This window comes from Sorangium sp. KYC3313, assembly GCF_052075895.1.
Classification (GTDB): Bacteria; Myxococcota_A; Polyangia; order Polyangiales; family Polyangiaceae; genus Sorangium; species Sorangium cellulosum_B.
Window position 1 is genome coordinate 6,798,233 of the sequence record NZ_CP197255.1, and the last position, 19,194, is coordinate 6,817,426.

The 19,194-nt window shown below is 73.0% G+C and carries 11 protein-coding genes; 5 read left to right on the forward strand and 6 right to left on the reverse strand.

Annotation, left to right across the window (positions count from 1 at the left end; genetic code table 11):
* Positions 1 to 4 precede the first annotated feature (4 nt).
* From ACSRUE_RS26430 to ACSRUE_RS26445, 4 genes are all read right to left on the reverse strand, one after another.
* Entirely contained in the window at positions 5 to 2,494 is a 2,490-nt protein-coding gene (locus ACSRUE_RS26430) for an NAD(P)-binding domain-containing protein (protein ID WP_441286007.1), read from the reverse strand.
* Positions 2,478 to 4,178: a DUF4215 domain-containing protein gene (locus tag ACSRUE_RS26435; RefSeq protein WP_441286008.1), complete on the reverse strand. Its 1,701-nt coding sequence runs from the start codon at positions 4,176 to 4,178 to the stop codon at positions 2,478 to 2,480. The genes ACSRUE_RS26430 and ACSRUE_RS26435 overlap by 17 nt, the downstream gene beginning before the upstream one ends.
* Before the next feature lie 11 nt (positions 4,179 to 4,189).
* Positions 4,190 to 7,285, reverse strand: a complete 3,096-nt coding sequence (locus ACSRUE_RS26440; protein ID WP_441286009.1) for a vWA domain-containing protein — start codon at positions 7,283 to 7,285, stop codon at positions 4,190 to 4,192.
* A gap of 247 nt (positions 7,286 to 7,532) precedes the next feature.
* Positions 7,533 to 9,890 (reverse strand): cyclic nucleotide-binding domain-containing protein, encoded by a 2,358-nt coding sequence (locus ACSRUE_RS26445; protein WP_441286010.1) that lies wholly within the window; start codon positions 9,888 to 9,890, stop codon positions 7,533 to 7,535.
* Between the two features lie 491 nt (positions 9,891 to 10,381).
* Here ACSRUE_RS26445 and ACSRUE_RS26450 point away from each other — a divergent pair, with 491 nt between their 5' ends.
* Positions 10,382 to 11,182: a hypothetical protein gene (locus tag ACSRUE_RS26450; RefSeq protein WP_441286011.1), complete on the forward strand. Its 801-nt coding sequence runs from the start codon at positions 10,382 to 10,384 to the stop codon at positions 11,180 to 11,182.
* Between the two features lie 195 nt (positions 11,183 to 11,377).
* Here the strand turns inward: ACSRUE_RS26450 and ACSRUE_RS26455 are convergent, their stop codons facing one another.
* Both ACSRUE_RS26455 and ACSRUE_RS26460 read right to left on the reverse strand, forming a co-directional pair.
* Positions 11,378 to 14,629 (reverse strand): serine/threonine protein kinase, encoded by a 3,252-nt coding sequence (locus ACSRUE_RS26455; RefSeq protein ID WP_441286012.1) that lies wholly within the window; start codon positions 14,627 to 14,629, stop codon positions 11,378 to 11,380.
* On the reverse strand, positions 14,626 to 15,714 hold the full coding sequence (locus ACSRUE_RS26460; protein WP_441286013.1) for a serine/threonine-protein kinase: 1,089 nt from the start codon (positions 15,712 to 15,714) through the stop codon (positions 14,626 to 14,628). Before ACSRUE_RS26460 ends, ACSRUE_RS26455 begins: the two co-directional genes overlap by 4 nt.
* A gap of 229 nt (positions 15,715 to 15,943) precedes the next feature.
* Here ACSRUE_RS26460 and ACSRUE_RS26465 point away from each other — a divergent pair, with 229 nt between their 5' ends.
* The 4 genes from ACSRUE_RS26465 to ACSRUE_RS26480 all read left to right on the forward strand — a co-directional run bounded on the left by ACSRUE_RS26465 (position 15,944) and on the right by ACSRUE_RS26480 (position 19,152).
* Positions 15,944 to 16,537 carry a hypothetical protein gene (locus ACSRUE_RS26465; RefSeq protein ID WP_441286014.1) on the forward strand — a complete coding sequence of 198 codons (594 nt, stop codon included), beginning with the start codon at positions 15,944 to 15,946 and terminating at the stop codon, positions 16,535 to 16,537.
* Positions 16,538 to 16,609: 72 nt separating this feature from the next.
* A complete protein-coding gene (locus ACSRUE_RS26470; protein WP_437555038.1) occupies positions 16,610 to 16,843 on the forward strand; it encodes a hypothetical protein in 234 nt (77 codons plus the stop codon).
* A gap of 782 nt (positions 16,844 to 17,625) precedes the next feature.
* Positions 17,626 to 18,345, forward strand: a complete 720-nt coding sequence (locus tag ACSRUE_RS26475) for a DUF2914 domain-containing protein (protein ID WP_437766969.1) — start codon at positions 17,626 to 17,628, stop codon at positions 18,343 to 18,345.
* Positions 18,346 to 18,363: 18 nt separating this feature from the next.
* On the forward strand, positions 18,364 to 19,152 hold the full coding sequence (locus tag ACSRUE_RS26480; protein WP_441293133.1) for a hypothetical protein: 789 nt from the start codon (positions 18,364 to 18,366) through the stop codon (positions 19,150 to 19,152).
* Positions 19,153 to 19,194 lie beyond the last annotated feature (42 nt).

Consider the following 19,194-nt stretch of genomic DNA (forward strand, 5'->3'; position numbering starts at 1 on the left):
GGACTCACGGCGCGGGGACCGCGGGCGTGGTCCCTTGTACGTCGCCGAGCTCGGAACGATCTGACGGCTCCACGGTCGGCCGGACACCGGCGGCGCGGAGGGCGCTCCACGGCGGGATGCTCCCGATCAGGACGAGCACGGCGTCGCAGAGGTGCGCCCGGTCCCCCGAAGGCGACGCGAGGGTCGCCACGAGCGCGCCGCCCGGATCTGCGGCGAGGGCGGAGACGTCGGTCTCGAACAGGAGCGAGAGGCGAGACGCCGCTGCAAGCCTTCGTAACTCCTCGATGTTTCGGGTCTTCCCGCGGCGGAACCCGGCGCCCCGGTAGACGACGGTGACGTCGGTGGCCGGCTGGCGCGACAGCGCGATCGCGGCTTCCATGGCGACGTCGCCGAGGCCGACGATCAGCACGCGGCTGCCGGCGAGGCTCCGGGCGTCGGCGAGGTGGTAGTACACCCGACCTTCCACCTCGGCGGGTAGGTCGAACGGAAGCCGGCGCGGCGAGCCGCGCTGGCCGATGGCGAGCAGCACGCGCCGCGCATGGCGCTCGGTGCGCGGTCCGCCCTCGCGCGGCTCGGTGACGACGACGAAGCCGGCCGTGGCCTGCGCCTCGGCGGGCGCGTCTTTGCCGGCCGCCGCGCCGACGGCGGGCGCGCCGGCAGAGGCCGCGCGGGCGACCGACACCATGCGCGTGTCCTGCAGGATCGGGAGCCGCTCCTTGCGCACGATGCGGAGCCAGTGGGAGAGCAGCTCCTCCTTGGTCGACTCCTTCAGCCACAGCTTCCCGGTCATCGGCAGGTCGAGCGGCTGATCGAAGACCAGCTTGCCGCGCGGGAAGCTCTGGATGCTCTGCGCCACGCTGCCCTGCTCGATCACCTCGAACGAGAGCCCGAGCTCCCTGGCGCGCAGCGCGGCGCTGATCCCGGCGGGCCCTGCGCCCACGATGAGCAGATCGAGCTCCTGACCGCTCGCGCCGCGCGGGCCGGCCTGCCGCAGGTCCTCCGCGATGCGCGTCGCGGCGTGCGCGCCCTGGTGGATGGCGTTCTTGATGAGCGGGAGCCCGGTGACGTCGCCGGCGAGGTGCAGGCCCGGCACGTCGAGGCTGCCGAGGTCGTCGCCGAGGCGCGGGCGATCGGCGATCGGGGCGCCGCCCTCGATGGTGAGCGACCCGTTGGGGCAGCGCTGCTCGCACAGGGTGAGGCCGCAGCACGCCTCGGGGCGGGCCACGACCGCGACGTACTTCTCGACGGCGAGCACGTCGTACGGGCACGCGTCGACGCACGCGTAGCAGCCGAGGCAGGTGGTCGTGTCGATCCGGGGCAGGCGCACGCGCGCCGCGGGGCGGAGCATCGCGTCCTCGCCCCCGGCGTCGCGCGCCGCTCGCCGCGCGCGGCGCGCGCGCAGCGCGTGGCCGCCGCGGGCGCCCGCGAACGCGAGGGCGGCGGCGGCGAGGCCCGCGCCCATCCAGAGCAGGGCGGGCGCGCCGGGCGCGGCGCCGGCCTTCACGACGGGCAAGGCCGCGGCGGCGTCCCGCGCCGCGTCCCAGGCGAGGGCGCGGTCCTCGGTGTGCTGGCCGCCGCAGACGCCGGCGGGGCTCGTGCCGCCGCCTGCGCGGCCGGCGTTGCGGCCGGCGGGGCGTGGGTCGCCGCCTGCGCGGCCGGTCGCTGCGTCCTCGGGGAGGGCAGGGCGGTGCTCGTCGAAGCAGGTGATCGGACGGGCGTCGCCGAGCGGCGCCTGCGCCGCGACGAGGCAGCGCGCGATGGGATCCCGCGGCGCGGCGAGGTCGTGGCACGGCGCGCAGCTCCCCGCCGTGACGATCGCGACGGTGGCCGGCTGGCCCGGGCGGAAGGCCGACCTCGGGAGCTCGACCTCGGCGCCCGGCGCGAAGCGCACAGGCGGCCTCGCTGGATCGAACACGACGCCCTGATCGCCGCGGTGGATGGGGTGGCAGGTGGCGCAGCTCAGCGCGCCGCTCGCGAGCAGCTGCCCGTGGCTCCTGCGGGTGGAGCCGTGGGCGCCGTGGCACCCCACGCAGGCCTGATCGATGCGGGCCCCTGCCGCGGCGCCGCGCGAGGGCGCGGCTTCCCGGGTTTCTCGCGCCGCGGTGGCCTCCTGCGGCGCGGAGGGCGCCTGTTCGGCGTGGCACGACGCGCACGCGAGCTGCGCGCGCGCGTGGGGCAGCGAGAGCGGCCCCGGCGCCGCGTGCCCCCCCGGCGGCGGGAAGAGCAGCGCCGCGACGCCCGTCGCGACGGCGCCCGCGAGCGTGGCCGGCAGCACGCCCCGGAAGCGGGTGACGTCGGAGGTCGCCTCGGCGCGGCGCGCGGCGCGCCCCCGCACGACCTCCCGCGGCTGGGCGGCGCGCTGGCGCGGATCGGAGAGATCGGCGCGGTAGAGCGTCCTCGTGGGATCGGGCGGGCGCGCCGCGTCGTCCGCGTCGCCGGATGGCGGCGCCGCCGGACGGCGGCCTCCGCCGGTCGGGCTAGAGGAGCGTGACATTCAATCGATAGAAGAAGGTCGCGTCGGGGACGAGGGGCGCGGCGCGGAGCCTCACATAGTACGTGCCCGCGGCGAGGTCGGTGAGCGAGGCGTAGGAGCAATAGCCGACCCCTCCATCGTCGTCGGACGCGAGCACGGTGGTCCCGTCCTCCCCGAGGATCTCGATGTAGCTGTCGATCTGCCCCCTCAGACAAGCCTCGGTATTGTTATCGCCGACGTTCACGTACAGCGTCGAGCGAGGCCCCGGCACGCTCACGGCGATCACGTCGACGTCGCCTGCCGGCGAGATCTCCGCGAGCCATGAGGCGGCGTACGCGTCGGCCTGCGCGGGGGTGCCGTTCGGCTCCGTCTCGTCGAGCTCGAAGCGGCAGCCGGGGCTGCACCCGTCGAGAGCGTCCGTATTGCCGTCGTCGCACTGCTCCCCGGCGCTGATCGTGCCATCCCCGCACACCTCGTGGACGAGCGTCACGTCGAGGCGGTACGGGAACGTCTCCGACACGGCGCCGAGCAAGGATGAGACGCGAACATAGTAATCGCCCGCGGCGAGCGACGGCGCGACGGCACGGGCGCAAAGGCCGTTTTCCCCGCGGTCGCGTCGCACGATCAAGTTGCCGCTTGCATCGAAGATCTCGATGACGCTGTCGAGCCGGCCGCTCAGGCAGTCGGAGCTCGTGACGGCCGCGGTCTCCGCGGTGAGGACCGTCGGCCCGCTCGGCACGGTGACGCGCACGACATCGACGTCCGGGTCATCATTGATCGGGGGACCGATCGCGGCGAAGAACGGAATCTCATAGGTGTTGGCGGAGGCGATGTTGTTGTTGGGCTCCACCTCGGTCGCCTCGAGCTGGCAGCTATCGTTGCAGCCGTCGTCCGGTTGGCCGAGGGCGTTGTCGCACTCCTCGGTCGGATCCTGGATGCTGTCCCCGCAGGCGGTCTGTCGGCTTCGCACGCCGAGCTCGAACGCCCCTGCCTCGTCCGCGTCGGCTCCCGTGACGATCACATAGAAAGCTTCGCCCTCGCGAACCGGCACGGTCAGCCGGTTGTCGATCCCCGCGCCGACGCTGAGCATGCCGCATTCGACCCGGGTCGCGGGATCGTCGCAGGTGTTGCGCAGCTCGGCGACGAGCGGCGCGTCCGTGTGCGGGGTCAGCACCACGTCGAGGAACCCGGTGGTCGTCGCGGTGAACGTGTAGGCGACGCCCGGGCTTCCCAGCGAGCAGCTGCTGTGGACGGCAGCGTGGCCGCTTGTGTCGCCGGTCGCGGCCCCGGGATCCGCGAGCGCCACAGGCGCGGCGCACATGTCCGCGCAGGCCTCGTCGCACTCCGGATCGTCGCAGTCGACGGCGCCGTCGCCGTCGTTGTCTCGCCCGTCCTGGCACACCTCGACGCCCGAGCAGCCCGAGGCGTCGGGGGTGCAGTCGGCGCTGCACCGGACCTCGCCGGCATCGAAGCCGAGGCTCTGGCAGGTCGTGCCCCCGAGGTCGGTTCCGTCGCACGCCTCGCCCTGCTCCGCGACGCCGTTCCCGCAGTCGCCCGGTGGGGCGCCCCCGCTGCCCCCGCCACCGTCGCCGCCTCCAGCCGTGCCGGCCCCGCTCGAGAGCCCCGGGGGCCTCGGCCGCCCGGCCTCGTCATCGCCGCCGCACGCCGCGACCACCCCTGCCGCGCACAAGAGCGCAGCTGCCATGGTGCTTCGGTTCATTCGGTATCCGGACATGAATAGGTGATCTCCCAGTCCTGCACCTGAACGCCGCCTCCCCCGCTGCTCGTCGGATTGAGCCTCATCCGGACCTCCAGGTACTCCGTTCGAGCGTCCGGCAACTCTTGCAGCACGTCGAAGAGATCGACCGCGCACGGCGGCGCCGAGGTCTCATCGCAGATCCGGGTGTCGGTCGGCGTGGCGTGGGCGGTCGCGGCGGTCCTGACCGTCGCCGAGGCGAGGTCGGCGGGGTCATCCGCCGCTCTCACGAAGAACTCGACGCTCGAGTCGCCCGGGGTCGTCGTCCTGTACCTGAGGTATCCCCACTGGGTCTTGGTCCCCGGTGGGCAGACGCCGTGGTACTGCTCCCACGCCGTGGTCATGGCCGTGACGCTCGTCGTCGTGCACGGCACGACGGCCCGGACCTTCCCGCCCGGGTTCTCGCGGACGGTGGAGCAGGTCGTCGGACAGAGCTTCACGTGCGTGTTCCCGGAATCGAAGTACCAGCCCCCCGCGCCGCAGCTGCCGACCCCGGCCCGGGGCGTGAGCGTCGTCTCCACGCCGGCGGCGTTCTCGTAGACGACGGACACCGACGCTGGATCCGAGACGCCCGCGATGGGGACGGTGACGTCACAGGGCAGCGCCTCTCCGCGGATCGAGACGAGCGCATTGAGGAGGGTACCTTTCAGCGTCAAGCCAGCGCTCAGGTTGAACGCCTGTCCTCCGCCTTGGTCCGCGATGAGGTTGATGATCTCCGCGTTCGAGTTGCCGAAGCCCACAGCGTGCACGCGAACGCCGTGGTTCACGAAGGCGTTTCGCGCCAGGTTTCCGATCGCGTTGGGGACGGTGTTGCAGTCCGACGGGATGCCGTCGGTGACGAGCACGACCGCGACTTCCTCCTCAGGATGGGCGTTCTTGTAGGTGATCGCCCAGGACGTCGCGCCGTCGAGCGCCACGGACATCGGCGTGTCGCCGTTGGGCAGAACGACGCTGTTGATCGCGTTGACGAGCGCGTTCTCTTGCTGATCCCACGGCGCGGGGTCCTCGGTCAGCCGCCGGGCGGCCGTGCCATCGAACGGGACGAGCGGGTTCGCGCAGCCGCCTCCGCCGGTGGGGCAGGAGGAGCCGTCGCAGGTGCCCGGATTGTTGTGCGGCCAGAACCGGAACGCGACGCCTAGCCCGGCCGACGCCGGATCCTGGAAGAAGGCCTTGAGCGCGTCCGTAGCTGGATACCATCGATCGTTGATGGTGTCGTCGGACGTCGCGATGGTTGACCGCCGCATCGAGGTGGATCGATCGAGCGCCACGAACAGGGTGACCGGCCTGACCAGCGATACGCTCGCCGTCGCGATGCAGGCGGGCGACTCACACATGGCCGATTGATAGATGCTCCCGTTGTTGCCGCACCGGCACTCGGGGATGTGCATCGCGCCAGGGGGATTGACGATGAGCTCCACGCCGTCGGCGACACCGACGCAGCCCGCCACGCTGATGCACTCACCCGGGGCGATCGGCTCCGTCGTCGCGCAAGCGAGGGTGCCACCCGTCGGGTTGCACGCGTTCAGGACCCGGTTCGGGGCGGAGGACGGCAGCTGGTTTGCAGTGGAATCATACCGGTGGATGGCGATTCCCGCCGGGGCCGGCGTGGTGCCGCGGTTGCAGACCGGGATCGTCCCGCCGCAGGGCACGCCGATCGTGAGGTCCGGCAGGGAGCACGTCGGGTCCGTCTCGTTCGGCTGGTACGACTTGCAGAGGCCTTTTTGCGGGCAGGTCTCGCCGCAGACGCTCTCCACGAGGTCGACGCAGCTCTGTGTCCACCCGCCGTCCGGCCCCGTACTGCAGCAGTTGGGGGCCACATCGCAGATCTTCCCCACGCACTCGTTGCACCCCGACATGAGCCGTTCGCCGGTGTAACACTTGTCGTGCGCGCAGCCGGGATCGGTGTCGCAGGTGGAGCCGCACAACGACCCGGCCAGGGCAACGCAGCTCGCGTCCCATTTCGGCACGGTCGCGCTGCACGTCTTGCCACCGCACTCCGTGGCAACATAGCCCGCGCAGGTCGCGCTCCAGACCCCGGTGCAGCGGCCACCCGACAGCACGGTTCCCGTAGGACACATGCCGCTGCTGGGCCCCATGTTGGGCGGGTTGCAGCGGCCTGGGGCGACGCAGTTGCTGTACGGTCCGATGATGGCAGTGCACTCCATCGTCGTGGCGCACGTGATATCGCAACAGCGCGGATGGTTCGCGCAGATGGTCGCGATGCAGGCGTCGCCGCAGGTCGTGGTCATGTTGGTCGCGGCGCCGGGAGCCGCCACGCAGGCGTCATGCCCGCAGTCGGCCGGTACGGTCGTATAGGTGCAGCAGTTCGGGTTCGCGTCGCAGACCTTCTTGGCGCACCCGCTGCAATTCTCCAGCAGCGACACGCCGGTCCCGCACGGATCGTGAACGCACGCGCCCCGTGCGGGGTCGTCGCAGTACTGGTCGAACTGGCAGTCCTCGCTGGTCGTGCACGGCTGGTGCGTGCCCTCCCGCGCGACGTCCTCGGGCAGCTCGTTGATGTCGCCGACCGCCCACGTGTACGTCGGGCCGGTCCCCCCGAGGCTGATGGGCCCCCCGTCCGGCGTCTCCTCGAACGACTGGCACGTCGGATCGCACGGGTTGGTCGCACACAGTCCGCCGTCGGAGGCATCGGAGTTGGCGAGCGGGCGCGGATACCCGCCCTCACCGCTCCCCCGCGGCGCCGAGCCGAACGGCGACCTCCGCATCGTCATCGTCCCGTCGCAGCTGCCGTAGCGCCCGTCCTCGCAGCGCCGGATCCCGTCGAGGCACGTCAGCACACCTTCGTGCTCGCCGACGGTGACGTGACACTCCACCTCTTCGCCGTCGACGCACGGGTCGCCCGTCCCCGGCCCAGCGTCGGGCCAGTCCGTCCCCGGCTGCGGCGGCTCACCGGCGTTGTTGCCTCCACGGCACGATCCGGCGATGAGGGCCGACGCGGTGAGCAGCGTCACGAGCAGCAGCGCTCTCGGCGCCCACGCGCTGGGGGAGCCTGATCGGGAGAGCGCTCCCATCCACTTGGTCGAAGGACCAGCCATCGGCTTCTCTACCTTCCACTAGGGTGCTGTCGGGAAAATTGTACCTGGGTGCAGAAGGCAAAGTCCAGGCCTCTCGGCTGCGTGTTGCGTGATGCGCGAAAAGCGGTCGCGGCGCACACGCGCGGCGCACAAAGAAATGCCATGCCTCGCAACCATTTCATAGCGAGTCCGGGCCATCTCGGTGCGCCGTCGCGCCTCGCGGCGGCGATGTGGGGCGGCGTGCGCGCGCTCCCGGGCCGGCGCCCGCTCATCGAGGCACGCTCGCCGCCGTCATCGCGTGGAGCACGAGCAGCGCCGCGGCGACGCCGAAGGTGATGATGTGCGCCGGCAGCCCGCCGCGGAGCGCGGCGAGGAGCGCGCGCTGGGCCGGGAGCGCGCGCAGCTCCACGGCGAGGCGGATGAGCTCCGCCAGGCCGGCGAGCCGCTCGGCCCCGCGCCCTTCGAGGACCGCGTCGATGCGGGCGCGCAGCGCGCGCTCCTCCTCGGGAAGTCCGCGCCCCGACGCGAGCAGCGCGAGCGGGCCGAGGGGGCTCTGCAGGTAGGGCACGAGGATCTTCTCGACGATCTTCTTGACCAGGTCGCTGCGCCCGCTCACCTCGCGGTAGAAGCGGTCGAGCAGCTCGCGCCGGGCGGCGCTGAAATCCTCGGGGAGCGCCGCGGTGCGCTCGATCCGGGCGAGGCGCCGCGGCGCGAGCCGGTACGCGATCGCCGTGAAGGCGCCGGCCGCCGCGGTGGCCCAGAACACGAGGTGAAGCGCCGCGCCCAGCGTCGGGCGCCCGGACCGGGGCCACGGCGCGTGCGCGAGCGCGAGGCCGGCCGTGACGAGGCCGATCGCGAGGTGCCCGGCCAGCTGCGGGCGGAGCCGGCTCTTCACGGGCGCGGCATCGCCGCCCTCCACGGCCGTGTCGCCGCGCCGCCTGGGCCGCATCCACGCCCATCGCCCCGCGCGCTTGGGGACCGCGTAGAGCAGCAGCAGCGCCATGCCGACCGCGGCGGCGACGCCCGCCGAGAAGGCGGCGCCCTCGCCCGGGCGCGCGCCGCCGCGCGCGTGCGCCGAGAGCCCCGCCGCGCCGAGCCCGGCCGCCGCGAGCGCGCTGCCCGCGACGAGCGCCGCGCCGCTCCGTGGCGCGGAGGCGCGCTCCTGCTCGCGCCGCGCCCCGCCGAGCAGGTCGCGCACGTCGGCGATCTCCTCCGCCGGGTTGACGCGGAAGATCGAGCCCGTGGGGCAGGCCTTCACGCACGCGGGGCCGTCGTGATCGCGGCAGAGATCGCACTTCACGGCGATGTCCGCGAAGCCCGCGCCTCCCGGGCGCGGCGCGGCCGCGGGGCGCGGCGCCATCGCGATGTTCTCCCACGGGCACGCCTTCGCGCAGGCGCCGCAGCCGGTGCAGAGCGCGTCCCGGATGAACACCTCTCCCCCGGTGTCCTTGCCGATGGCGCCGGTGGGGCACTCGATCATGCAGGCGGGGCTCTCGCAGTGCTGGCAGGAGTTCGGCAAGAGCAGGCTGCGCGGCGCCTCCTTCTGCGCGGCCTGCTCCGCGTCGTCCACCCGCGCGCGCACCTTGTCTCCGCGGCGCACCAGCCGTGAGACCCCGTGCACGTCGGCGCACGACCACGCGCAGTGTCCGCAGCGCGCGCACGTCTCGAGATCGATGACCAGGAGCGACCGCGCGGCCTGAAGCCGATAGAGGTCCCTGAAGAGGTGCGCCGTGTGATTGCGCGCATGGCCGGCGATGACCGCCTCCTGCCTTTCGTGGTGCTCGCCGGTGATGCGCCGGAGTCGGGGGATCAGATCAGGGTGCTTCCGCGCGAGCGCGGCGAACGTCTTCGACGGTACGGCCAGGAGCGCCGTGGCGCCGCTGGCCACGGCGCTCGCCGCCCGGCAGCGGCCGCCGTCGAGCTCGACGTCTCCAAAGAAATCACCTCGGGTGAGGTATGCGCGCACATGAATCCGATCTCCATCCTCGGTTTGAATTTGCACCATCCCCTCGGCGATGAGCCAGAGCTCGGCGGCCGGATCGCCTGTGCGATAAATGGTCTGACCGCGCTCGAAGCGCCGATGACTCACTGCGTCAAGTAGAATTTCGACGTCGTCGGAGTCCAGGTCACGCGTGAAGGCGAGGGTGCCGAGGAGGTCGCGTGTCGCGCTCCTCCGCAGCGCGCGCTCGAGCCTCTCGGCGATCTCGGCCTTGCCGGAGCGACCGGCGGCGCGCCGGAACAGGTGGACCGGGATCTCGGCGAGCACGCTGGGGGCGAGCGCGACTGCGGTGGTCCTGCGCGACATCCCCACGACCGCCTCCTCGCCGACGACGTCGCCCGTGGCGGCGGTGCGCACCTCGGTATCGCGATCGTCTCCGCGGCGCGTCGCGCGCAGGGCGACGCGCCCGGACGCGACCACGAAGAAGGCGTCGCCGGCGTCGCCCGCGCGATAGGCGACCTCGTCCGGCGAGAGGGAGCGGAGCCGCCCCGCCCCGGCGATCTCACGCCGGGCGCGCTCGTCGAGCCCTCGCAGCAAGGGGGCGTCGAACACCGCCGGCGGCCACGCCTCGGGGCGGTCAGACCCTGCGTCGCGCGCGCCGCCGTGGGTGTGGTCCGATGAGGGCATCAGCAGGTCTCCTGGTCGAAGGACGCAGACCGCCGCTCCTCCCGACCCGCCCTCGCCGCGCGAGCACGGCCCGAGCCGCCCTCCGGAGCGAGGTCGACAGGAGCGGGGCAAGGGACGCAAGGAGCGTAAGGAGCAGAACCGGCGCGAAGAACGCGGACGTGGACGCGGACGTGGACGCGGACGCGGAGCAGACGAGGCCGCCGTGTCATGGCGTCGGATACCGTCGCTCCACACCGTCGCGCATCCGCTGTCGTAAGGGACGACATGGTCTTACTTCACGTTCAAGAAGGTGCAGAAAAAGGACGAGCGTCCCGAAAATGCCTTGACACCCAGGCCGATTACAGTGAATATCCATCCTGCTAGACTCGGCATCTTCGGCGCCAGGGTTCGTTTGATGGTTCGGCATGAAATGACTAGCATCTGTTCTAGAGTGCACATGCAATGTCATTCGAAATCAACGAGGTAGAAGTATGAGTAGGCGCACGACGAGTTTGGCTGTTGCTTCCCTGGCTGCCGCGTCTTTCATCACGCTTGCTTCGGCTTCCGCGAGCGCGAAGGGGGCAGAGGACTGGGCGCTCGAGTTCATCGAGAACGCCGAAAGCAACGAGTGGGGCACTGAACCCGAGTGCTTCATGAACTGGGACGACCCTGACCAGTCGAAGGCGTGGACCGGCATGACCAAGGCCGCGTGCTTCTTCACGCTGTCGCTGCAGAAGGCGATGGGGTACTCCAGCCTGGACATGTATTCGATGTGGGGCAAGAACAGCCCGACGTCCGATTATTATTTCGATCTCGTCGACATGAGCCCGAAGGTCGGCGCGAACCCTTCCGGGTTCGAGACGTACTTCCGTCTTGTCGAACGTGCGGCCGACATCCAGAAGGGTGATGTCTTCACCATCGGCGCCACGGGCACCTTCGCCGGCCACACGATGATCGTCACCGGCGCGCCGGAGAAGATTACCCCGCAGATCAACCCCCGCTACTCGAGGACGGAGCAGTTCGCGGTGCCGATCGCGGACTCGACCAGCTCGTCGCACGGGTGCTCCGAGGGCAAGTACAAGGATAGCCGGTGGAGCGGGCCGTGCACCGGCGGCTACATGACGCCGGGCGCCGGGACGGGCTACGTGCGTGTGTACGCCGACTCGTTCTCGGGCGTCCTGCTCGGCTTCACGTGGAGCGTCACGTCGTCGCAGAGTAGCTACTACTCCCCCACCACGCGCCCCTACCGGATCGGCAGGCTGGCCAAGCTGCCCGATCCGCTCCCGACCGAGCCGCCCCCGCCCCCTCCCTGATCGACGGCGACACGCTTCATGACCACGGCGCGCTGAGCTCGTCAGCGCCTGACCAGCGAAGCCCTTACCCCGCAGGCCGGGGTAGGGGCTCGTCCCTTTTTGTCGGCCGGCGCGTCGAGGTCCCTGCCTCGTCCGTCGCGTCGTTGGCGTCCGTTGCGTCCGTTGCGTCCGTTGCTCCATCTCGGCGACCTCGGTTCAGGGGATCTCGACATCGGCCCGCGCGAGCTCGACGATCTCGAGGCGTTCGAGCATCGCGTCGGTGACCAGCGGGCCGCTCGGCCGCAGGCCGCGCCGCGCCTGCTCCCGCTCGTACGCGGCGAAGGCACGGATCAGGAACGGGGGAAACGCCCGGAAGAGCAGCCTCGCCTCGGCCCGGAGCGGGCCGCGCCGCTGGCCCGTGCGGAGATCGTAGGTGTACCGGATCGGCACGCCGGGCGGCACGGAGCGCGTATCGATGATCGCGTCCGGCCCTTTCACGACGCCACGGCTCGCGTCCAGCGCGCCGACAGGAAAATAGGTCTCTAGAAAGGCGTTCTGCCCCGACAGGTTCGAGCCGCAAGCGCCGGTGTCCAGGTCGTACTCGCCGTCCGTGAACCGATCGGCGTGGTGCAGCCCCTGGCCGGGCCCGGCCTGGCAGGTGCCGTCTGCGGCCACGACGCCGATGCATCGGACACAGCGCAGAAAGCCGTTCTGAAAGTTGATGAGCCCCCGCCCCCGGAACGAGGTGCCGCCGAGCCGCGGGGGTGGGGTCCAGAGGGGGATATCAGGCCCGTCGCGCACGTCCGCGCCGAACAGCCCGCCTCGAGCGCCCGCCGGCGCGAAGGGGCTGTTCGCGTCTGGATCGGTGGTCACCCGGTTGAACACCTTGTCTCTCAGATCCTCGTCGGCGCGGTCGATCCGGCCGACCTCGTAGACCACACGCCCCTCTCCATCCCTCACCACGAGGTGAACCCAGAACTCGCGCTCCTGGCTGAAGCCGGCCGGCACCTTGTGCCCGGCGCCGGTGTTCTCGATCTCGATCGGGATCTCGACGCGATCCCCGGCCGCGCCGGCGCGGCGCGCGGCGCCGAGCTCGAAGCGGAACGTGTGCCGGAGCAAGAGATCGCGGCGGCGGCGCGCGCCCGCCGGAATGCCGTGCACGTCGAGCGACGGCTCATCGATGAGCGCGTCGGGGAACTCGTCCGACAGCGGCACATCCACGCCGGAGAAGTAATGGGTCGCGACGTCCGCCGGAGCGGTGGAGTGATCCGCGATCCGGCCGCGCGGGCGCGCGCCCGGCCTCCGCGGGGCGAAGCGCGTGCCGGGCGGGCACTCGGGATCTCCCGGCGACGCCTGCGCTGCGCCCGCCGCCGGGGCCGCCTCGCAGACGCCCGGATAGGTGCTCATGTGGCAGTCCTGGCAGGTCGCCGCCGGGCGGCCCGCGCGCTCCTCGGACCTCGCCCAGTCCGACCACTCGGTGTAGGCGTTGCGCAGCCGCTTGAAGTGCTCGCCCCGCGCCGCGGCGAGGGCGTCGCTGCCGAAGAGGCGCACGTCGTGGCAAGCCCCGCAGAACTCGCTGGAGCGCAGGTACGCCCTCGCGCTCGCCGACGGGCGACCGTGCACCACGGGCTCGACCGCGCCCGCCGATCCCGCCGGCGGGAGCCCGGCGCGCGCGGCCGCGCCCTGACCCGAGGGGAGCAGCAGCTCCTCGGGACGGAGGTCGTAGCCGCTGTTCGCGATCCCGAACAGGCCGCGGCCGTCCTCGGGACGCGCAGGGAAGACTGCGCCCGTCACGAAGGACGTCCACGTGGGGTTGCCCTGGTACTGGTACCCGGCGCGCCCGCGCGGGCCGACCGGGCCGTGCACCTGATGGCAGAAGCCGCAGGAGATCCCCTCCAGGCCGCGCCGGGTGAGCAGGTCGCGCACGGGGAGGCGCGTGCGGGGATCGCCGCCGGCGCGGCCGTCCCACGCGGGCATGGCGGCGTCGAGGTTCTCCGCCGGGCTGTGGCAGTTCACGCACCAGTGCTCGCCGCCCGAGCCGGTGACGGCGACGCCGCTCCGCTCGTCGCGGCAGGCGCGCGCGGGATCGGCCTTGCGCAGGATGCCCGCGCCGTTCGGGCAGTCGGCGGTGCGCCCGACCTGCTCCTCGATGAGGCTCTCCAGCGCGTTGAAGAGCGGGCTCTTCACCGAGTGCGCCATCACCGAGCGGCGCCACTCCGCGGCCTGGCGGCCGTGGCACGCGGCGCAGTCCTCCGCCGCCGTCCGCGCCTGCGCGAGCGGCGCGACCGGCGCGACGGCGACCGCGCGTGGCGCCGCTGGACCGGGCTCACCCCGCGAGAGCGCGAGCGCGGCCGACGCGATCAGCGCGCCGGCGCCGAGCGGCGCGATCCGCCACAGCCGCGCCGCGGCGCCGGCGGGGCCGCGCGGCGGGCGGCGATCGCCCGCGTCGCCCGCGTCGCCCGCGTCGCCCGCGCCGCTCGCGTCGCCCGGGCGCGCGCGCGGCGCGGGGCCGGTCCTCGCCGAGGTGGCCGCGCCAGCGCGACGGGAGGTCCGGGCGGCGTGCACCGGAAGCGCCGGGGGGCGCTCGTCGAGGAACCCGCTCAGGGCATCGGCGATCTCCTCGGCGCGCGGCGGCCGCTCCGACGGGTCCGGATGGAGCAGCCGCAGCGCGTAGCCCTGCAGGCCCGCGGGGAGCGAGGCCGCGACGCCCTCGATGAACGGCGGCGGCTCCGCGCGAGCGGCCTCGCCGAGCGCGTGCCGCAGGCCAGCGCCCGCGAACGGGTGCTCTCCCGCGAGCAGGCGGTAGAGCACGAGCCCGAGCGCGTACCGGTTCGCGGCGCTGTCCCAGATGGCGCCGTCGGCCTGCGCGGGCGGCGTCCAGAGCGGCGGGATCTCCGAGGACACCCGCGCGCCCTCGGCGCGGGGCGCCGTGGCGGCGCCGCGGCTCGCCGACGCGCCGACGAGGGCGGCGACGAGCGCGCTCGCGGGCAGCGTCACGCGGCCCGCGTCGTCCACGAGGACCGCGTCGGGCGAGAGCGGACCCGGGAACAGGCTGGCGCGCTCGCACGCGGCGAGCGCGCGGGCGACCTGGATGGCGAGCCCGAGCGCCTCCTGGAAGGGGACGGGCCCGCGCCGCGCGCGCATCCAGTCCGAGAGGGGCGCGCCCGCGAGCCGCCGCGCGAGCCAGACGCGCGCGCCGTCCGGGCCCGCCGCGGCGGCGCGCTCGCCCTCGGCCGGCGAGGCGACGCCGCCGTCGATGAAGCCGCCGACGCCGGCGCTCCCGAGCGACAGGAGGCGCGCCGCGACGGCCTGGGGCTCGGGCCCTGCCGGCGCGTCCTGGTCCGCCGCGCCGAGCCGCCACAGCTCTTCTCCTGCGCCCGCGCCGCAGCGCCACCGCGCGGCGCCGCCCACGGCCGGGAGGGGCGCGCCTTCCGTGTAGCCTGCCTGCTCCGGCGACGCTCGCCTCACCGCGCCCCCTCCGCGGCGGCCGGCGTCGCGGTGCTGGCGGGCGGCTCCGGCGCGCCGTTCGTCGAGCGCAGCGCGCAGGTCCCGAGGCCCGCGAGCGCCGACAGCGTCGCGATGATCGCGATCGCGAGCCGGGTCGGGACGTCGCGCGGCCGGTCGATCTGCTCGACGAGCGCGATCGTGTCGGCGCGAGGCGCGTCCGCTCCGCCGGCGACGCGCGCGGCGCCCGGCGCGCTCGCGCGGTCGCGGTCTCCGGCGCGGAGCGGCGCGCTCACCGCGGTCTGGAACGGCTCCAGCCGATCCACGATGTCCTGAGCGAGGTACGGCCGATCCTCGGGCGCCTTCTCGAGCAGCTGGAAGAGCAGCTGCTCGACGCCGCGGGGCAGCCCGCTCCGCACGTCGTCGCCGAGCGGCGGCGGCTCTGCCGTGCATTGCAGGTTGAGCAGCTCCCGCGGCGACGCCGACTGGAACGGCGGGCTGCCGGCGAGCGCCTCGTACAGGATGAGCCCCAGGCAGTAGAGATCCGAGCGGTGATCGATGGATCGCGCGTCGATCTGCTCCGGGCTCATGTACTGCAGGGTGCCGACGCTCTGCGTGTTGGTCTGGTTCATCGCCTCCACGACCTTGGCGATGCCGAAGTCCATCACCTTCACGCCGCCATCCCGCTGCACCATGATGTTCTCGGGCTTGAGATCGCGGTGGATCACGGGCGGCTGCTGCCCGTGGGCCGCCGCGAGGGCGCTCGCCACGCTGGCCGTGATCCGCACCGCTTCCGGCCAGGGGAGGCGGCCCGCGGCGCCAAGGACGGAGCGCAGCGTCTGGCCGTCCAGGTACTCGAGCACCATCACGAGCTCGCCGGAGGCCTCGATGCTGGCGAGGCTCCGGACGATGTTCGGGTGCTCGAGGTGCGCGAGGATCTGCATCTCGTTCAGGAAGAGCCGGCGTCCCTGCTCGCTCCGGGCGAGCTCGGGGCGGAGCACCTTCAGCGCGACGCGCCGGCGCGACAGGCGCTCCTCGCCCTCGTAGACCTTGCCCATCCCGCCCTCGCCGACGAGGCGTCGAACGAGGTACTCGCCGATCTGATCCATGCGCGCCGTCTCCTCTCCCTCTCCCTGGCCGGAGCGTCTCTTCTACGTGCGAGCAGGGCCGATGGCTTACACCCGAGCCCGCGCCCGGATCGCGGCCGGGCCCCTCCAGCGCGCGCGACGTCCCCCCGCTCGGGCGGCTCGTCGCACGAGGAGAGGATCGCGGTTCCCTGCCGCGCGGGGTATCGAAATCCTGCGCCTCGGTGGAGGGCGCGGTGGTAGAAGCGCCCCCATGCTCCCACGCCGGGTGTCGTTCGCTCGAGCGGCGGTGATGGCGCTCGCGGTCTCGGCCTGCTCGAGGACCCCGGCGGAGCCGGAGCCGCCGCCGGCCGTCTCCAGCGCGCCATCGGCCGCGCGGCTCGAGTGGGACGTTCCGGGGAGCTGGGCTGCGCTCGACGTGCCGCGCGCCGGCCCGCGCAAGGCCCTCTACAAGGTGCCGAGGGCGGCGAACGACAAGGAGGACGCCGAGGTGCAGGTCCTCTCGTTCGGTCCGGGGAGCAAGGGAGACGTCGACGCGCGCTTCGACGAGTGGTTCGCCCAGTTCGACGGCGACGTCGGGGCGAAGGCCAGGCGCGCGTCGTTCGAGGTGCGCGGCATGCCGGTCGAGCTGGTCGAGGTGGCCGGCACCTACAAGATCGCGCTCGGGCCGCAGTCCGGCGCCCGCAAGCGATCGCCCGTGGAGATGGTGAAGGACAACTACCGGCTCGTCGGCGCGGCGGTGAGGACGCCGGATCGCGGAAACTGGTTCTTCAGGATCGTCGGGCCCGACGAGACCGTGCAGTCGGCGCGGTCGGCGTTCCGGAGCATGATCGAGTCCGCGCGGTGAGCGAGCGAGAGGCCGAGCGGCTGCGAGCGCGGCGCTCGCAGCGCGCGCCGAGCACATGATACGTTGCGCGCCATGGACGACCGAAAGCGAGAGGCGCGCACGCCGGCCGAGATCTTCCGTGTCGAGGCGGAGGCCGAGGCAGAGCAGAGCCGGCTCTGCGAGGAGAGCAAGCACCAGCTCGCCAACCGCTGCCCGGAGTGCGGCAGCCTCGGTAGCATGGAACTGGTCGACGGGCTCATGCGCTGTATCGATTGCGACGAGGTGGTGGCCGCAACCCGCCAGCTCTCCGGCTTCGGCCGCCGCTGAATCCCTGTCGCGCTGCCGCGCGACCTCCCGCGGAAATCCCGATGAAATCCAGATGGTTCCCAGCTGAAACGGAAATATGCGCATGAGCGACGCATGAGCGACACATGAGCGACACCTGAGCCTCTGCCGGAGCGAACTCACCGGGCGCGGCGCTTTCCAGGTGATTTTCGGTCGGATCCGTGACTATTCTGCGAACATTGGCGTTCTCGCGCCCGGTTCAGTTTTCGCCCCAGACGCGGTGCACGGAAGTCCACGCAGGCCAGCCGGCCGGGGCGTGAACAGCAGGACTGAAGTCTTGAAGGAGTTGGAGATGAAGCGGATCGCAGCGGAGAGCTCGGACCACCCGTCGCGGGAGACAAGCCAGGGATCCCGGGCGAGGACGGCACGAGGCGCGAGCGGGGGCCTGCTCATCCTGATGATCGAAGACAGCGCGATCACCAGCTTCGCTACGACGCCAGAGGGCGAGTCGACCAACGGTCCGCGCCGGTCCCGTCCGAAGCACTGACCCGGAGCGCCGCGAGGCGCCTTGCGGACGTGCGCTCCCACCGGAGCGCCGGCACATCGCGACGCGGTGCTGCCACACATCAGGGATTCCATGACGCGATCTCGGAGCCTCGGGATGGCTGCGTCCCGGACCCCGCGTCCAGCGTGCGGCGACGATCGCTCGTGGGTCCGGCGCGAGCCGCCGGGGTCGATGGCGGTCGGGTTGCCGTTTTTTCGCCCCCTCCGCTGAATCGTGGCACCTCGTCGGTGTGGACACCCGGGGAACGACACGGAAAACCATGGTCCTGGCGCTCGTCGCCGCCGTTCTCGGCGGGGCGGGGCTCGGTTGCAGCGATCCGAGCGAGGCGATCGCGCGGATCTCCCGCGAAGACCTTCCCGCGCTGAGCCGCGCGGCGGAGGGGAGGCCGGGCGGCGGGGCCGAGGGGCAGGCGAGCGCGGCCGCGGCGGGCGAGGCGCGATCCGCGGCGGGGCCGCTCCGGGCCGCCGCGAGCGGCGCTGCCGCGGAGGAGGGCCGCAGCGACGCAGACCGCCTCGGCGCGGCGGACGCGTCGCCCGCCCGCGGCCCGGCGCGGGAGCGTCGCCGCAGGTCGGGGTCGGCTCAGGAGGCGCGCACCGCCGCGGGCGCGGCGCAGGGCGGCGTGGGAGAGGGCGCCGCCCGGGCGCCCGAGCTCCAGGTGACGCGGCTCGTCGTCTCGAAGGGCATCGCCGGCCGCGAGCCGATCGAGCCGGCGACCTCGTTCGCGAGCGCGGAGATCGACCGCCTCTACGCCTTCGTCGAGCTCTCGAACAAGGACCAGGCCACCTCGGAGATCAGCGTCGCCTTCACGCCGCCCGATGGCGGCCCGCCGCTGCGCATCCCCCTCGCGGTCGGCGCGCAGCGGCGCTTCCGTACGTGGGCTGCCACGCGGAAGGCGCGCGCGGCGGGGCTCTGGTCGGTGACGGTCAGCGACGCGGCGGGCAAGGAGCTCGCGCGCGCCTCGTTCACGATCACGAAGTAGGAGGCGCTCGTGACTCGCATGTTGTGCTCGCGCTCCTCCGCTCTCCAGGGCGCTCGCCGCGCCGCCCTCATCGCCCTCGCGCTCGCCGCGGGAGGCTGCGTCTCCCGGGCCGCGCCGGCGCCCGAGCCTGTCGGGACGCCGCGCCCGCCTGCGACCGCCACCGCCCTCGGCGCGCGGGTAGGGTGGTTCGGCTTCTGGGTCCCCGACGGTCCCGCGGCCCGGGCGCTGTCGCTGCAAGTCCAGGAGAGCGACGAGGTCGAGCCTCCGGACGCCGAGCCGCCCGCGCGCGCTCCGGCGCCCGGCGCGAGGCCGGCGGAGGCCGACGAGGAGCTCCGCTACGTGGTCCTGCCTGGCGTCGAGCTCCCGCCCGCCGTGGAGCAGAAGGTCGCGGAGATCGCGTCCGCCTACTTCCGGCGAACCGGAAAGGAGCTCGTGGTCACGAGCGGCACGCGGGATCCCGCGCGGCAGGCCGAGGCGATGCACGAGCTCTTCCGGCACGGCGCCGATGTCCTCGGCCTCTACAAGGACAAGACGGCGGCGCGCGAGATCAAGAGCGCCTACGAGGAGGGGCGCTCGGCCGAGCACCCGCCGGAGGCCATGATCGCGGCCCTCGAGCGGGTGATCCGCGCCCAGATCGATCGCGGCGTGTTCATCTCGGCGCACCTCCGGGAGGGCGCCGTCGACATCCGGAACCGGGACATGACACCCGCGGAGAAGCGCGCCTTCCTCGAGGGCGTCGACGAGGTCGGGGGCGTGTTCGCGCTCGAGGAGTCGCGGCCGCCCCACTACCACCTGCAGATCGATTGAGCCCAGGAGGGCCCAGCGGTCCGCGCAAGGCGGCCGCCAGGC

Coding starts and splice junctions, on each gene's coding strand:
- ACSRUE_RS26430 (WP_441286007.1), bottom strand. CDS start 2,494: ATGTCACGCTCCTCTAGCCCGACCGGCGGAGGCCGCCGTCCGGCGGCG.
- ACSRUE_RS26435 (WP_441286008.1), bottom strand. CDS start 4,178: ATGGCAGCTGCGCTCTTGTGCGCGGCAGGGGTGGTCGCGGCGTGCGGC.
- ACSRUE_RS26440 (WP_441286009.1), bottom strand. CDS start 7,285: ATGGCTGGTCCTTCGACCAAGTGGATGGGAGCGCTCTCCCGATCAGGC.
- ACSRUE_RS26445 (WP_441286010.1), bottom strand. CDS start 9,890: ATGCCCTCATCGGACCACACCCACGGCGGCGCGCGCGACGCAGGGTCT.
- ACSRUE_RS26460 (WP_441286013.1), bottom strand. CDS start 15,714: ATGGATCAGATCGGCGAGTACCTCGTTCGACGCCTCGTCGGCGAGGGC.
- ACSRUE_RS26465 (WP_441286014.1), top strand. CDS start 15,944: ATGCTCCCACGCCGGGTGTCGTTCGCTCGAGCGGCGGTGATGGCGCTC.
- ACSRUE_RS26470 (WP_437555038.1), top strand. CDS start 16,610: ATGGACGACCGAAAGCGAGAGGCGCGCACGCCGGCCGAGATCTTCCGT.
- ACSRUE_RS26475 (WP_437766969.1), top strand. CDS start 17,626: ATGGTCCTGGCGCTCGTCGCCGCCGTTCTCGGCGGGGCGGGGCTCGGT.
- ACSRUE_RS26480 (WP_441293133.1), top strand. CDS start 18,364: ATGTTGTGCTCGCGCTCCTCCGCTCTCCAGGGCGCTCGCCGCGCCGCC.